This is a genomic window from Ningiella algicola, assembly GCF_028401415.2.
GTDB lineage: Bacteria > Pseudomonadota > Gammaproteobacteria > Enterobacterales > Alteromonadaceae > Glaciecola.
In genome coordinates this window covers 422,703-436,740 of the sequence record NZ_CP171821.2, presented here as the reverse complement: position 1 = coordinate 436,740, position 14,038 = coordinate 422,703, and the positions used below count along the sequence as shown (strand labels likewise).

At 44.4% G+C, this 14,038-nt stretch carries 12 protein-coding genes; 3 read left to right on the top strand and 9 right to left on the bottom strand.

The annotated features are described in order from the left end of the window. Positions 1–7 precede the first annotated feature (7 nt). The gene (locus PN836_RS01940; protein WP_395342882.1) at positions 8–922 is read right to left on the bottom strand and encodes a transcriptional regulator GcvA; all 915 of its coding nucleotides are present in this window, start codon (positions 920–922) and stop codon (positions 8–10) included. A gap of 297 nt (positions 923–1,219) precedes the next feature. Here PN836_RS01940 and PN836_RS01935 point away from each other — a divergent pair, with 297 nt between their 5' ends. Beyond that, entirely contained in the window at positions 1,220–1,486 is a 267-nt protein-coding gene (locus PN836_RS01935) for a hypothetical protein (protein ID WP_395342880.1), read from the top strand. 47 nt (positions 1,487–1,533) lie between these two features. On the opposite strand, the gene PN836_RS01930 is transcribed toward PN836_RS01935, so the two are convergent. The 3 genes from PN836_RS01930 to ppsA form a co-directional block, all read right to left on the bottom strand. Next, positions 1,534–1,944, bottom strand: a complete 411-nt coding sequence (locus PN836_RS01930) for a DUF4826 family protein (protein WP_395342878.1) — start codon at positions 1,942–1,944, stop codon at positions 1,534–1,536. Between the two features lie 34 nt (positions 1,945–1,978). Then, the gene (locus PN836_RS01925; RefSeq protein ID WP_395342876.1) at positions 1,979–5,047 is read right to left on the bottom strand and encodes an FAD-binding and (Fe-S)-binding domain-containing protein; all 3,069 of its coding nucleotides are present in this window, start codon (positions 5,045–5,047) and stop codon (positions 1,979–1,981) included. Between the two features lie 210 nt (positions 5,048–5,257). Beyond that, complete coding sequence (ppsA, locus tag PN836_RS01920) at positions 5,258–7,639, bottom strand: phosphoenolpyruvate synthase (protein WP_395342874.1); 2,382 nt, start codon at positions 7,637–7,639, stop codon at positions 5,258–5,260. Positions 7,640–7,817: 178 nt separating this feature from the next. Here ppsA and PN836_RS01915 point away from each other — a divergent pair, with 178 nt between their 5' ends. Beyond that, the gene (locus PN836_RS01915; protein ID WP_395342872.1) at positions 7,818–8,630 is read left to right on the top strand and encodes a pyruvate, water dikinase regulatory protein; all 813 of its coding nucleotides are present in this window, start codon (positions 7,818–7,820) and stop codon (positions 8,628–8,630) included. Between the two features lie 63 nt (positions 8,631–8,693). On the opposite strand, the gene PN836_RS01910 is transcribed toward PN836_RS01915, so the two are convergent. Together PN836_RS01910 and PN836_RS01905 are read right to left on the bottom strand one after the other, a co-directional pair. Then, positions 8,694–9,020, bottom strand: coding sequence for an RnfH family protein (locus tag PN836_RS01910; protein WP_395342869.1), 327 nt, complete (start codon positions 9,018–9,020; stop codon positions 8,694–8,696). Beyond that, on the bottom strand, positions 9,020–9,451 hold the full coding sequence (locus tag PN836_RS01905; protein ID WP_395342866.1) for an SRPBCC family protein: 432 nt from the start codon (positions 9,449–9,451) through the stop codon (positions 9,020–9,022). The genes PN836_RS01910 and PN836_RS01905 overlap by 1 nt, the downstream gene beginning before the upstream one ends. Before the next feature lie 83 nt (positions 9,452–9,534). Here PN836_RS01905 and smpB point away from each other — a divergent pair, with 83 nt between their 5' ends. Then, positions 9,535–10,002: an SsrA-binding protein SmpB gene (gene smpB / locus PN836_RS01900; protein WP_395342864.1), complete on the top strand. Its 468-nt coding sequence runs from the start codon at positions 9,535–9,537 to the stop codon at positions 10,000–10,002. 9 nt (positions 10,003–10,011) lie between these two features. Here smpB and PN836_RS01895 read toward each other — a convergent pair whose 3' ends face one another. The 3 genes from PN836_RS01895 to PN836_RS01885 form a co-directional block, all read right to left on the bottom strand. Next, the gene (locus PN836_RS01895) at positions 10,012–11,253 is read right to left on the bottom strand and encodes an NADH:flavin oxidoreductase/NADH oxidase family protein (RefSeq protein WP_395342861.1); all 1,242 of its coding nucleotides are present in this window, start codon (positions 11,251–11,253) and stop codon (positions 10,012–10,014) included. A gap of 63 nt (positions 11,254–11,316) precedes the next feature. Then, positions 11,317–13,380 (bottom strand): TonB-dependent receptor, encoded by a 2,064-nt coding sequence (locus tag PN836_RS01890; protein ID WP_395342859.1) that lies wholly within the window; start codon positions 13,378–13,380, stop codon positions 11,317–11,319. 113 nt (positions 13,381–13,493) lie between these two features. Further along, entirely contained in the window at positions 13,494–13,856 is a 363-nt protein-coding gene (locus PN836_RS01885; RefSeq protein ID WP_395342858.1) for a hypothetical protein, read from the bottom strand. Positions 13,857–14,038 lie beyond the last annotated feature (182 nt).

Below are 14,038 nucleotides of genomic sequence, written 5' to 3'. Positions count from 1 at the left end.
TAAAGGCCTAATCATTTGGCGGAAGAGCATTTACCAAGGTCGGTTCAATCTGCGCTAGCATCCAATCACTGAATATTTTGATCTTGCTTATCTCCGCTTGCGACTCTTTGCATACTAAATAGTGACTACGCTTACTTTCAATCGTTTCTGCAAAGGGGCAAATTAAGCGTCCACTATCTATATCGGGTTTCGCTAAGACCGTATCAGAAAGCGCAATGCCCTGCCCGATTGCCGCTGCTTGCAATACCAACATAGTATGGCTGAATATTGGCCCTTGATTAACATTAACGCCTTTCACATCAAATTTATTCAGCCAATTTTTCCAAGCGCCGCGCGTGTTGTCGTGAAGGAGCGTGTGATGCTTTAAGTCATTAAGTGATTGCAAAGGTTTTGCGCTTTTCAATAATAAGGGGGAACACATTGGCGTTAGATATTCGGCTAATAGTTTTATTGAATGTAAGCCTGACCAATAGCCCTTTCCGTAGTAAACCGCAATATCGATAGAGTCATCCAAAAAACCATCGTCCAAGTCTATCGCTTTTATTCTTACGTCAATATCAGGATGCTGGGCAGAAAACTGATAAATCTTTGGTACCAGCCACTGACTGGCAAAACTTGGCGGCGTTGCAACAGTAATAGCGCCCTTTTCATTTGAGGCGAGCAGTCGGTCTGTCGCCTCTTGGATTTGGACAAAGATATCTCTGAGCTCTTGAAAGTATGTCTGACCTTCCTCGGTCAATAAGAGCGAGCGATTCTTTCGATGAAAGAGCTTCATTGATAAAAAGCTTTCCAAAGATTTTATTTGATGACTTACCGCCGCTTGAGTAACGAATAGTTCGTCAGCCGCTTTTGTGAAGCTCAAATGACGACCTGCGGACTCAAAAGCTTTCAAAGCGTTCAGTGGTGGAAGACGTTTTGGCATTTTAGTTTACCATTGGCATTGTATTTGCTTATGCCGCGTGTCAGACCTTCACAGTCATAAATTTGGCAACAAGCATCTGAATTAAGAATTACGGTAAAGGAATAGTCGATACATTAGATTATCTAATGTTAAATAACAAATAATATTGTTTAAGAATTATTCAAAACAGCCGTAATATACTGGGTGAAATATACAATAAATTGTTTTATTTCATTAGGTTAAAGATGTAAATAACATGTTTATTTTAAGTTGAATTTAATCACAAACATGACAATTTTTTTAATTAGGAGAGATATTATGAAAACCTTAGCCATTTTGGCTCTAAGCGCTGGCCTAGCAAGTCCAGTTCAAGCAACAACCAATGAGTTAGCTGTTGTTTCGCAAACAAACTTCGATAAAGCTGAAATTACAGCCATTCTTGATGTGGAAACTAAAGCTTCAATCGAAATTACACCATTTGCAATTGCTCCTTCGCTTTCCAGCGATGGCTTCACGCTAATCGCTCGCACAGAGACGAAAAAAGTTGAAGAGACAGCAGCTGTATCAACAATGGGTGATGAGTAGTCAACCAAAGGCAAGGCCAAGCGCGCACATCTAGTAACTGGTTATAGTTACACTTGGTCTTGCCACAATTTTTCTTCGTTAGAAATCGCATATACCATTTCTGCTTTTTTCTGTAACAACTTTGCAAAATCTAACTGCACACTGTCAGTTGTATTACTCCGCTCAATGTTTTCTGCCTGCATTTGCCAGGTATAAGAAAAGCGCTTCATTGCCTCTCTTGCTGAACCTGCCGCCTCAATGGGCACAGCATCCGCAGGTAAATCACCGCTGATGACCCAATACGACTTTTTATCTTGTGCGCGAATTTGCCACACAGCAGCATGTGGAGCCAAGTATCGACTGTTTTCAGTCACTACCGATTCAAACAAGATGCCCTTTTCTGCTAAGTGTTTGTTTGCGCGTTGGAACTGCTCTCTTACCCAAGCAGATAAAGAGGCTTGATCGTTTATTTCTGTCATGTTTTGTCCAAATAGTTTTTCCGTGTAGTGTGCTTTACTGCGCAATCTTTACGAGCGCTTCTACTGGGTGTTTAGGTCTAAAGTTGGCTAGCCTTTTCACCTGGCTTCGACATGAGTATCCGCTCGCCAACACATAATCGCCGTTAAGCTTTTCAATTCTTTCTCGCCAGCTTAGATCAAAAATCCCGATACTGTTTGCTAGGTGTTGTGTCTCATGTCCGTAAGTGCCAGCCATCCCGCAGCAGCCAACTGGCACAATTTCTAGCTTAAGGCCGAAGTTTTTAAACACCTGCTGCCAGACTTTCTCACTTTGGGGGAGCGCAGTTTTTTCTGTACAATGAGCAAACAAGTAGTAAGTATCGTCAGATAAAACAGAATCTGGATATACTGATTTAGGAAGCCCTGCCAGCCACTCTGTGAAGGTGTCGACTTTAAAGTGCCCACGTTCCGCCTTGAGTATTTTATCGTACTCATCTCGATAACACAGCACCAAAGAGGCATCCACTCCCAACATTGTTATTCCAAGCGAATGAAGTTTATTTAAAAAAGCAGCCGTTGAGCGGGCAGTATGTTCAAACTTATCTAGAAATCCTTTCACGTGCTGCGGTTTACCATTTGGCGAAAATGGCAATAAAACAGGCTGGTAACCAAGAGATCTTATCAACGCTAAGCTATGCTCAACTGCTTCTGCGTCATAAAAGCTGGTGAAAGGGTCTTGTACCACTAATACGGTTTTTGATTTTTCTTCATCGCTTAATTTTGTAAGTGCATCGAAATCATAAGCGCTCTTTATTGCGCTAGGTCGCGCACTCAAGGGCGGGTAAGAAAGCAATGGCGCGTCTACATACCCTATCCAGTTTTTTAAGACATATTTTGTCAGCGAATTATTTAAACAAAAGTTTGCTGCGCGAGGGACTTTGGCAAGCATAGGAGCCAACTTCTCCACGTTGGCAACAAAGTAGTCTTTTAATGGGCGAGCGTACTTGGTGTGGTAAATCGCTAAAAACTTAGCACGAAAATCGGGTACATCAACATTGATTGGACATTGATTAGTACACGACTTACATGCCAAGCAGCCATTCATCGCATCAAATACTTCATGCGAAAAATCAGTAGACGTCGCATGGTCGTTATTTTTTTCTTTTGCCTGAAACACATTCACTAAACTTTGGAAAAGCCCAGCTTGCTTATCAAAGCTTTTGTACGACAGCGCTTCAGTTTCTACCCCATGTCGCTGCAGTTGGAAAAGCCATTCACGGATCAGGCCCGCTCTTCCTTTAGGGCTGTGTCGACGATCTCTTGTAATTTTACTCGAAGGGCACATTGGAGAGCTGGTGTCATAGTTAAAACACAATCCATTGCCGTTACAGCTCATGGCAGGGGCGAAGCTTTCACGAAAGCTTACTGGAATTTGGCGATCAAAGCTGGCACGTTTTACCGCATCTACCGAGACTAACTCAGCGCCAGACTGATAAGGCATGCATATTTTGCCGGGGTTCATTTTATTAGCTGGGTCAAAGGCCGCTTTTATCTTACATATTTCATCAAAAAGCGCTTCACCAAAAAATTCAGGTGCATACTCGCTTCGGTAGCCTTTTCCGTGTTCCCCCCACATCAGACCGCCATATTTGGCAACCAAAGCCACCACCTGATCGGAAATGGTTTTGACCAGTTTCTCTTGTTCCACATCGTATAAGTCCAGCGCTGGTCTAACATGCAGAACACCCGCGTCGACGTGGCCGAACATACCATATTGAAGATCATAACTATCTAAAAGCGCGCGAAACTCCATAATAAAATCGGCAAGCTTTTCAGGAGGAACGGCCGTGTCTTCTGCAAACGCAATGGGCTTTTTATTTCCCTTTGTTTTACCCAGCAAACCAACCGCTTTTTTACGCATGGCGTAAATTTTCTTTATATCGTTTTTGTCATAAGTGATTTGGTAGCCAATCACGCCGCTCGAACCACTTGCGATTTCATTATCTAAGCGTTCACTCAACATGCGAATTTTGCTCTCAATGTCATCAAGATCATCGCTGTTATATTCGACCATATTGAGACCGTCCATCACGGTGTTAGGGACGTCTTTTATAAGGTCAGATACGCTATGCCAAATAATGTCAGAACGCGCTAAATCCAGCACTCGACTATCAACCGTTTCAACTGATGTCGCATTGGCCGCAATCATAGACGGAGCATGGCGAAGCGCAGACTCAAAGTTATTGTACTTAACGTTTACCAGCGCAGTGTGCGTGGGAATTTTAGTGATGCTTAGTTTTGCTTCAGCAATATAGGCTAATGAGCCTTCTGAGCCTGCAAGTAATCGGCTGACATCTACAAGGCCTTGCGGCTCATCAAATGCGTGCTCTAGGTCATATCCGGTAAGGAAGCGATTTAAGCGAGGAAACTTGTCTAATATGGCTTTGCGCTTACCCACGCAGGTTTCTAAGACCTGCTGTAATATTCGCGCATACCTGCTATTACCGTCTCGTACGATATTCTTTGCAGCTTCAGTGCTGATGGGGCGCGTACGTAATACTTCACCGTCTGCAAGTACTGATGTGAGCCCTAAGACATGATCACTGGTTTTCCCATAAACCAATGATCCCTGACCTGAGGCATCAGTGTTGATCATGCCGCCTATTGTCGCTCGGTTACTAGTTGATAAATCGGGCGAGAAAAAGTATCCATGAGGTCGCAAATAGTCGTTGAGTGCATCTTTGATAACGCCGCATTGTACTTTGACCCAGCCCTCGTCAGTGTTCAACTCTAAGATTTTGCGCATGTGACGGGAAGTATCTATAACAATACCGGGGGTGAGCGATTGTCCATTTGTGCCTGTACCGCCGCCTCTTGCGCTGAATGTGACACTCTCAAAAGCATTGCTGGTTCGTGCAATAAGCGCTAAATCGTCCACACTTTTTGGAAACACCACCGCTTGAGGCAAAACTTGGTAGATGGAGTTATCTGTCGCAACAGCCATTCTACTGGCGTATCCAATTTCTATATCTCCAGCAAACGAAGTCGCTTTAAGTGCATCTAAATATGCCTGAGTATGTTTATCTAGCGTATCGCTGGGTGTAAGGACCGGTAACGCGCTCAATTGTGCCTCCTGAGAATTCAGCGTTCAGTATACGCACTTAGGGCTAGTCACTCTACAAGAAGATAAATTTCAGATGCTCAAACACTCAAAAAAATCTACTTTTGCGGCTAGAAATGATGACAGTAAAGATTTTGAACTTGGTATAATGCAAAACGCGACCAAGGGGTCGCGTTTAATTTTTGAAGTAAATGCGTTTAGTACATAGGTAGATTACGAAGCTTTGAGCTTTTCATCCAAATAAAGCCATGTCTCAACCACAGTATCCGGGTTCAGTGACACACTATCAATGCCCTGCTCAACCAACCATGCTGCAAAGTCTTCATGATCAGATGGACCTTGACCGCAAATTCCGACATATTTACCACGCGCTTTTGCCGCTTTAATTGCCATTGAAAGCAAGGCTTTTACCGCGTCATTGCGTTCGTCAAACAAATGCGCAATTAGGCCAGAGTCGCGATCCAGCCCAAGCGTTAACTGCGTTAAATCGTTAGATCCGATTGAAAATCCGTCAAATAAATCTAAAAATTGATCTGCCAATAGCGCATTGGAAGGCAGCTCACACATCATGATGATGCGCAGGCCTTTATCGCCCTGCTCAAGCCCTTGCTCTTTCAATAGCTCAATCACTTGACGACCCTCATCCACGGTTCTTATGAAGGGGATCATAATTTCAACATTGGTCAAGCCCATCTTATTTCGCACACGCTTAATTGCCTCACACTCAAGGGCAAAACAATCACGAAAATCTTCGGAAACATATCGACTCGCGCCTCTAAAACCAAGCATCGGATTTTCTTCATCTGGCTCGTACTGAAATCCGCCGACTAGATTGAAGTATTCGTTAGATTTAAAGTCTGACATGCGTACAATAACTTTTTTAGGCGAGAACGCAGCTCCGATACTGGAAATGCCCTCAACAAGCTTTTCTATATAGTACTCGACCGGTGACGCGTAACCCGCAATCATATCAGAAATTTCAGCTTTAACGTCGTCAGGCTGCTCGTCAAAATTGAGTAAGGCTTTGGGATGAACCCCAATCATTCGATTGATAATAAACTCTAATCGCGCTAAACCCACACCTTCATGAGGCAAGCGCGCAAAGTCAAACGCTCGGTCCGGGTTACCCACATTCATCATAACCTTTAGAGGTAAGTCTGGCATCGCATCAATACGAGACCGAGTGACGTCAAAATCAAGTACTTCGTTGTAGATATAACCGGTGTCACCTTCCGCGCATGATACGGTGACCTTATCACCCGTTTCGATAGATTCTGTGGCATCACCACAGCCCACAACCGCAGGAATACCCATCTCGCGAGCAATAATCGCAGCATGACATGTCCTACCACCGCGATTGGTGACAATAGCGGAAGCCTTTTTCATAATGGGCTCCCAATCAGGGTCTGTCATATCGGTAACCAACACATCGCCTTGCTGAATTTTGTCCATCTCGGCGATAGAATCGAGTACTTTTGCCGTACCGGCACCAATTTTGTGACCAATTGCCCTACCGTCGCAAATCAGTTTACTGGCTGCGTCTTTTAACTGAAAGCGCTCAATTACTTGAATATCTTCACGGCTACGAACTGTTTCAGGTCGAGCTTGTACAATGTATAACTTGCCGTCTAGCCCGTCTTTTGCCCATTCAATATCCATAGGCCGCTTGTAGTGCTTCTCGATAATCATGGCCTGTTTAGCCAGCTCCATGACTTCATCATCAGTGATTGAAAACTGTTTGGACAGCTCGCTATCAATGTCTACGATTTCAACCTGTTTACCGTGAGCTTCGTCATCAGAATAAATCATCTTAATGAGTTTGCTGCCCAAATTACGGCGCAAAACAGCAGGATTTCCAGCATCTAAGGTTGGCTTATGCACATAAAACTCATCAGGGTTGACGGCGCCTTGAACTACCATTTCACCCAGCCCTAATGAGCTAGTAATAAACACTACATCCTCAAATCCTGATTCTGTATCAATGGTGAACATGACGCCTGAGGCTGCCATGTCGCTTCGCACCATGCGCTGAATTCCTGCAGAAAGCGCAACGCCTTTGTGGTCATAGCCCTGATGCACACGATATGAGATTGCTCGGTCGTTGAAAAGGGAAGCAAATACATGTTTTATGGCCAGCAGTACTGCTTCGTAGCCTTTTACATTCAAATACGTTTCTTGCTGGCCTGCGAATGAGGCATCCGGCATGTCCTCTGCCGTTGCGGATGAGCGCACAGCAAAAGAAGCTTGGTCGCCAGCATCTGCACAAAGTGTGTCAAAAGCGCTTTTTATGGCAGCCTCTAAATCGGGTTGAAACGGTGTGTCCAATACCCACTCGCGAATTTGTTTACCCGCTTTAGCAAGCGCATTCACGTCATCAACGTCAAGTGCATCCAATACATCATGGATTTTCGCCTCTACACCGCTTTGCACCAAAAATTCATTAAAAGCATCGGCGGTAGTGGCAAATCCACCAGGTACTTGCACCCCTGCATTTGACAAGTTTGATATCATTTCTCCGAGTGATGCGTTTTTACCACCAACGCGACTTACGTCGTCCATGCCCAACTCTTGATACCAAAGAACGTATTCCTGCACTATAGTAGCCTCCTGCAAGTGAAATTTTCACGAACAAATAAATGTAAACTTTCAATGTTTATTACAAACATCATAAAGGTGCTAAATTAAAGCCCTTGTTAATTTTAAATGGCATTTAATTACAAAGTAAAATTTAATTTATTTGGTAATAAAATTACACCATTGTTAAGGAGATGTTGTGCGAAGCGCATACTATATATCAGATGGCACAGCCATTACTGCCGAAGTGTTTGGGCATGCTTTACTATCCCTGTTCCCTAGCGAGTTTGAACATATTACTATCCCTTTTGTTGAAACCGAACAACATGCCCGTGAGGTCTTAAAGCAAATTGAAAGCTCCTATCAAGAAAGTGGTCAGCGGCCATTAGTTTTTTACACTATGGTAAACGCAGAAGTTGGGCAAATTATGCGCAAGTCCGTTGGGATAAATTACAACTTTCTTGATCAGTTCGTCGCCCCTTTGGAAAAAATAATAGGGGTTCCATCAAAGCCTGTGAAACATCGCACCCACAGCATGCATGAAAAAACGTATGACATCAGAATTGAAGCGGTAAATTACGCACTTGCCAATGATGATGGCGCGAATTTAAAAGACTACCATGAGGCCGACATTATACTGGTAGGTGTATCACGTTCAGGTAAAACGCCCACCAGTCTCTATTTGGCGCTGCAATATGGCATAAAAGCCGCAAACTACCCTTTTACTGAAGAAGACATGGGTGACATTCTCAAACTCCCGCCTGGCCTGAAACGATTTAAACAAAAATTGTTTGGACTCACGATCAGCGCCGACCGTTTGCATGCCATTCGCTCAGAGCGTCGCGCGAACAGTCGCTATGCCTCTATGCCGCAATGCCGCATGGAGCTGAGGGAAGTTGAAAACTTATATCGAAAAGAAAAGATACCCTTTCTTAACAGCACCAAATATTCGGTGGAAGAAATTTCAGCGAAAATTCTGGCTCAAACGGGTTTAAAAAGAAGAAAGCACTGAGTGTAAAAATTAATTTAAGTATGTAAAACAATCGCTTGTACCATTTCTTAAACAGGATTCAGGTTAAAGAGGTTTACCACCGGTGACTTTATTTGCTCGCCCCTCTTCCTTCGCTTTTTGTGCCCGAAGTTTACGCACTTCTTTCGGGTCGGCGATAAGTGGACGATAAATCTCTATGCGGTCACCCTCACTGACTACTGCATCGACTTTACACACCTTATTCCAAATCCCAACTTTGTTGACGCTAAGATCTATCTCTTGATACAGACTTAGCAAACCCGACTGTTCAATCGCTTTTTGAACGGTTGTTCCGTCCGGCACCGCGACGCGCATCAGTGACTGTTTTTCTGGTAGCGCGTATGCAATTTCGATTGTCAGCTGACTTGGCATTACCCATATACCTTTTTTGCGCGCTCGGAAAAAGCTTTCACCATATTGTTAGTAAGGGCTTTGAAGACCTTTCCGAAAGCAAATTCGACCAATTTGCTAGTGAAAGTAAATTCTAGTTCCAACTCTATTTTGCAGGCCTCTTCTGAGAGCGGGGTAAAATGCCAGCCTCCGTCTAATGCTTTGAAAGGCCCCTCAGCTAACTGCATCTGAATACGGCGGTTAGGCGTTAGCGTATTGTGCGTCACTAACTGTTGTTCAACGCCGGCTTTGTTTAACAGCATTAAGGCTCGCATATGGGTATCGCTTTGCTCAAGAATTTCACTACGACGGCATCCAGGTAAAAACCGATCGTAGGCGTCTACATCATTAACGAGTGTGTACATTTGTTCTGCGCTGTAGGCTACCAGTGCGCTTTTATTGATTTTTGGCATGGGTGGACTTCGATTTACCTTTCTTCTTATAGTTGTTTAGTATAAGTACTTCATATCGGTGCGCATGTAAGTATAATGGCGGCATGAAAAAGACGAAAGCTAATAATAACACCATCGCCCTAAATAAAAAGGCGCGCCACGAGTATCATCTGCTTGATAAGTTTGAAGCGGGTATTCAGTTGCAAGGCTGGGAAGTTAAATCTATACGTGCTGGAAAATGCAATCTGACCGACGCCTATGTGTATGTTAAAGACGGCGAAGCCTTTGTGACCAACATAAATATTCAGCCGCTCAACCAAGCCTCAAGCCACGTTATTTGCGACCCTATTCGAACGCGCAAACTGCTCTTGCATCAGCGAGAAATTGATCACTTAGTTGGCGGCCTCGACCGACAAGGGCTCACCATTATCGCCACTGCGATGTACTGGAAAGCTAGCTGGGTGAAAATTGAGTTGTGGCTTGCCAAAGGTAAGCAATCACACGACAAACGCGACGCGATTAAAGACAGAGACTGGGCGCGTCAAAAAGAACGCATGATGAAACACGCCTAGTTCCTGATGTTAAGCGTCGACGCCTATCCACTTGCGATACTTTTTCGTTAAGCGTGCAAGGCGCACTTGATCGTTTATCAAACTGAACAGTGCATTCGATCTTCGTTTGGGTGCTTTGCCTTTGCCCATTCTCTGCAGTTGCCGCCTGACCAAGGCCATTGTCGCTAAGCCTGACATGGCCTTATCTTTCCATTTTAGGTGCGGAATGTAACCTACTGCTTGCGGGTCTTTTTTCCAAAGATTGACTAGATTAGGTGTATATGCCAACGCACTTGCCATACCCACCATATCCATGCCCGCATTAATTACCCTCTGAGCTGTTTCAAATCGAGAAACACCGCCTGTTGTCATGACAGGAAAGCTTGCATGCTCTGCAATTTGCTTGGCGAAGCTTAAAAAGTAAGCTTCTCGATCAAGCGTTCGGTCATCGGCTGTTCTGCCCTGCATGGCGGGCGCCTCATACGAGCCGCCTGAAAGCTCTACAAAATCAACATGAAGCGTATTTAATCGCTTAAGCACTTCTATTGCATCGTCAACGTCAAATCCACCTCGTTGGAAATCAGCTGAGTTCAGCTTTATGGCAACGATGAATGTATCGCCGACTGCCTCGCGTACCTTTTGAAGAATGTCATACAAGATTGACGCGCGCTGTTGCAATGCTCCACCCCACTTATCAGTTCGCTTGTTGCATAAGGGCGATAAAAACTGTGACAGTAAATATCCGTGAGCCGCATGAATTTGAACACCATCAAATCCGGCGCGCTTTGCTTGCACGGCAGTATCGACAAAGCGATTAATCACCTCATCAATCTCATCTGCTTGCATAGCTTTAGGCTTGGCCAGCATATGCGAGTGTTTGCCGATATCCACAGCAATTGCTGAGGGCGATAGCGCTTTCCCGCCCATCTTCTTCATGACCTGCCTACCAGGATGATTGATTTGCAATATAGCGCAACATCCGTTTTGCTTTGCGTGTTGCGCCCAGTCCTTGAAGGCATCAATCGGCGTGGATTTTTCTAGCACAACACCGCCAGGGCCAGTCATTGCCATGCGGTCAATCATCACGTTACCCGATATGATAAGCCCAACGCCTCCCATTGCCCACGCCTTATAAAGGCTCTTCAGGCCTTGGGAAGGTAGGTGATTATCATCAGCCATATTTTCTTCCATAGCCGCTTTGACGATGCGATTTTTAAGTGTTTTACCACACGGCAGCACGACCGGTTGAAAAAGCTGTCGCTCTGACACCATCTTCGATCCTCATTTTGTTTTGCAGTTCTTGTTCAAGCTTCCACAATTTGAAGCTTGCTACGACTAAAATTGATACTGCGCTCGAATACCAATATTGCGGCCAGCGCCTGGCAATTTCTCGCCTCTTGCAATTTCAGCATTGGAAACTCGATTTACGCCCGCAAGATGATCAACATATTCACGGTCAAACAGATTTTCAACAAGCAGACTAACATGCCAGTCTTTATTCAGCGCGTATTCAAAGCGAGTATCAAACACCGCATATCCGCCTGTGCGAGTCTCGTTTTGTTGCTCAGCCACCTTGTTTTGTGCCGCAACAAGCCGATAGTTCATATGCCATTGCCACTCGTCACCTTCGTAAGCGAGATTCAATACGCCGGAGGCTGGCGCAAGTCTATATAAATCTTGCTCTACAGGCGAGCTTTGCTTTCCGCGCACGTACTCAAATATGCCCATCAAGCGCCAATGATTAGATAGCATGGCATTAAAACGCAGCTCTGCACCACTTAATTTAGCGTCGGCGTTATTCCACTGTAGCGGTGGTGCAATACCGTTCATCACGGCAATCGCATTTGCCGATGGATTTGTCGAAGGTGTGCCCAAAATATAATTATCAATATTGCTGTAAAAGACACTGCCGGATAATGCAAAGCCTTTTGCTTGATATTGCATACTGAGATCAAGCTTATTTGCGGTTTCTTTATCTAGATCAAGATTCCCAATATAGTTACGACCGTCAGCTAAGCCCGCAGACACACCGAGTGGAAACCAGCTATATAGCTCATTGTAAAAGGGTGCCCTTTCCTTGATGCCTCCCGAGAAAGACACAGCGAGCTCCTCGTTAATTGGAAATTTCAGTTTGAGCACCGTGTCAACAAGTGAAAAGTTTTGTTCTCTGTTTGCTTCATTGAAGGCATTTTGAAGTGCAGCGACATTGGGGTTCATCATTGCCATATTAGTGGAAACGTCGTCTGCATCTGCAAACACCTCTGAAAACCTAAGCCCTAGCTGCCAATCAAAGCGCTCTCGTTTTTGGGTGTACTGTGCGAAGACAGAGAATCTGTCACGCTCTACCGCATTAAAATTGTTAATGAAAAAGTTCGGATTATTGGGATTAGTGATAAGGGACGCTTGCTCACGCTCAAACCACTCAATACCGCTTTCAAAGCGATTACCACCGTCTTGATAGTTAAGGTTTGTTTCGATGCCCAAGGCTTCACTCTCGACATCGTTTAATCTAAACATTTGCGGCATGCGAGGCGTTCTCAGCGCAAAGTTATTCATATCGTGCTGGTTTTGATTGCCAAATAGTTGCGTCTCAATCTGCCATGCATCGGAGATTTCAAACTGATGATTGATTCTATACCATAGCGCATCAACAAAAATAATATCCATCGCAAGAGCAGGTGTACCAGACTCATTGGTGTTGCGTTTGCCAAGAGTCAAGTCAACTCTGTGTTTATCGTTTTTAAAACCCGATTTGAGCTTTATGGCAGAGCGCTCATAAAAGGTTGATGGTACCTCACGCCCGTTGCCTGACACATAGTTTTCACCCTCCTGTAGATCACCACTTAGTCCAATATAACGATTGTTACCAGAACCAAAATACAAGGTACTCACACTTTGATGATCATTATGAAAAAATCCTCCTGAAATACCGCCATTGTGCTGCCATGTATTGCTTTGATTGATATCAAAGCTGTGCTCATCAATTTCAATTGCGCCTCCCAAGGTCTCACTGCCCACCGAAACCGGCGCAATGCCTTGATGAAGTGTTATCTCTTGATACATACTGCCGATGACGTGCGATAGAGGGCTGTCCATAGCATTCGGCCCTGCCCCGGCAATTTCATTACCATCGATATTTATGCGTACTCTGTCTCCAAACAGTCCGCGATATTGCAACACACCTGAAATACTGCCATTGCCGTTCACATTGACTCCCGGTAACACAGCGAGCTGAGCACGCATATCCGGCGAACTTGCCTGGTTAAGCGCAATTTCAGACTCATTGAGAAAACTGTTTACACGTCCTCTTACTTCAATGTTTTCAATGTGCTCTGCCATGAGCGTATTAGATACAGCGAAACCTATGCCTGCCAATAAACATTTATTTTTTGTTTTCATTTCTACTTCCACACACGTGACACGCTAGGCTTGTGCAAACACAAAAGCTGGCGTGCCATAAGAATTAATTATGGGTTTGATTCGGTGTAAACCGAGTAAGCAATGATGTGGCGTTAGAAAGGCGGTGCTCTTGTGGGTGGAATTAAAAATAAGCGGATGGAGCCTATATTGCTTGCCCCAGCGATAAATACCTCATCGGCAAGGAGATTAAGCTTAAATAAGCTTGATGCATCAAAACGAAAACTCGGCTTACTATCAAAAGCAATGAAGCTTGAACAGGCCTGCTTAAGTATGTCTCCAGTAGATGAGCTATCACTGTTCGTGCTTAGGTCAAGCTCAACAAGCTTTCCCGTCTCAAAATAAACAGCGCTGTTAATCCACTTAGTGCTTGAACCGGTGCATATTGCTAGCGCGTTGTCTTGTGTTTGCGTATTCAGCGCGTGCAGCAAATGCCCAGGCACAGCACTTGCAAGCATCGACTGAAGCGCTAACAGTACACACAGTAGTTTTAAGACATGACACTTCACAAGTAGAGTCAGGCTATTCGAAGAATGTTGATAGTTAAGGCTAACAAGTTCTGCGGGCTGGGTCTATTACTGTTTGATTTTAATCGAGAAAGCATGAGGTGAATCAAGCGAGCGTGTATAAGAAGCGCATT

Bases quoted from the DNA above. Each gene is read 5' to 3' on its own strand.
- PN836_RS01890 (WP_395342859.1), bottom strand. From the start codon at position 13,380: ATGAAAACAAAAAATAAATGTTTATTGGCAGGCATAGGTTTCGCTGTA.
- PN836_RS01885 (WP_395342858.1), bottom strand. From the start codon at position 13,856: ATGCTTGCAAGTGCTGTGCCTGGGCATTTGCTGCACGCGCTGAATACG.
- PN836_RS01905 (WP_395342866.1), bottom strand. From the start codon at position 9,451: ATGCCAAAAATCAATAAAAGCGCACTGGTAGCCTACAGCGCAGAACAA.
- PN836_RS01940 (WP_395342882.1), bottom strand. From the start codon at position 922: ATGCCAAAACGTCTTCCACCACTGAACGCTTTGAAAGCTTTTGAGTCC.
- PN836_RS01935 (WP_395342880.1), top strand. From the start codon at position 1,220: ATGAAAACCTTAGCCATTTTGGCTCTAAGCGCTGGCCTAGCAAGTCCA.
- smpB (WP_395342864.1), top strand. From the start codon at position 9,535: ATGAAAAAGACGAAAGCTAATAATAACACCATCGCCCTAAATAAAAAG.
- PN836_RS01895 (WP_395342861.1), bottom strand. From the start codon at position 11,253: ATGGTGTCAGAGCGACAGCTTTTTCAACCGGTCGTGCTGCCGTGTGGT.
- PN836_RS01930 (WP_395342878.1), bottom strand. From the start codon at position 1,944: ATGACAGAAATAAACGATCAAGCCTCTTTATCTGCTTGGGTAAGAGAG.
- PN836_RS01910 (WP_395342869.1), bottom strand. From the start codon at position 9,020: ATGCCAAGTCAGCTGACAATCGAAATTGCATACGCGCTACCAGAAAAA.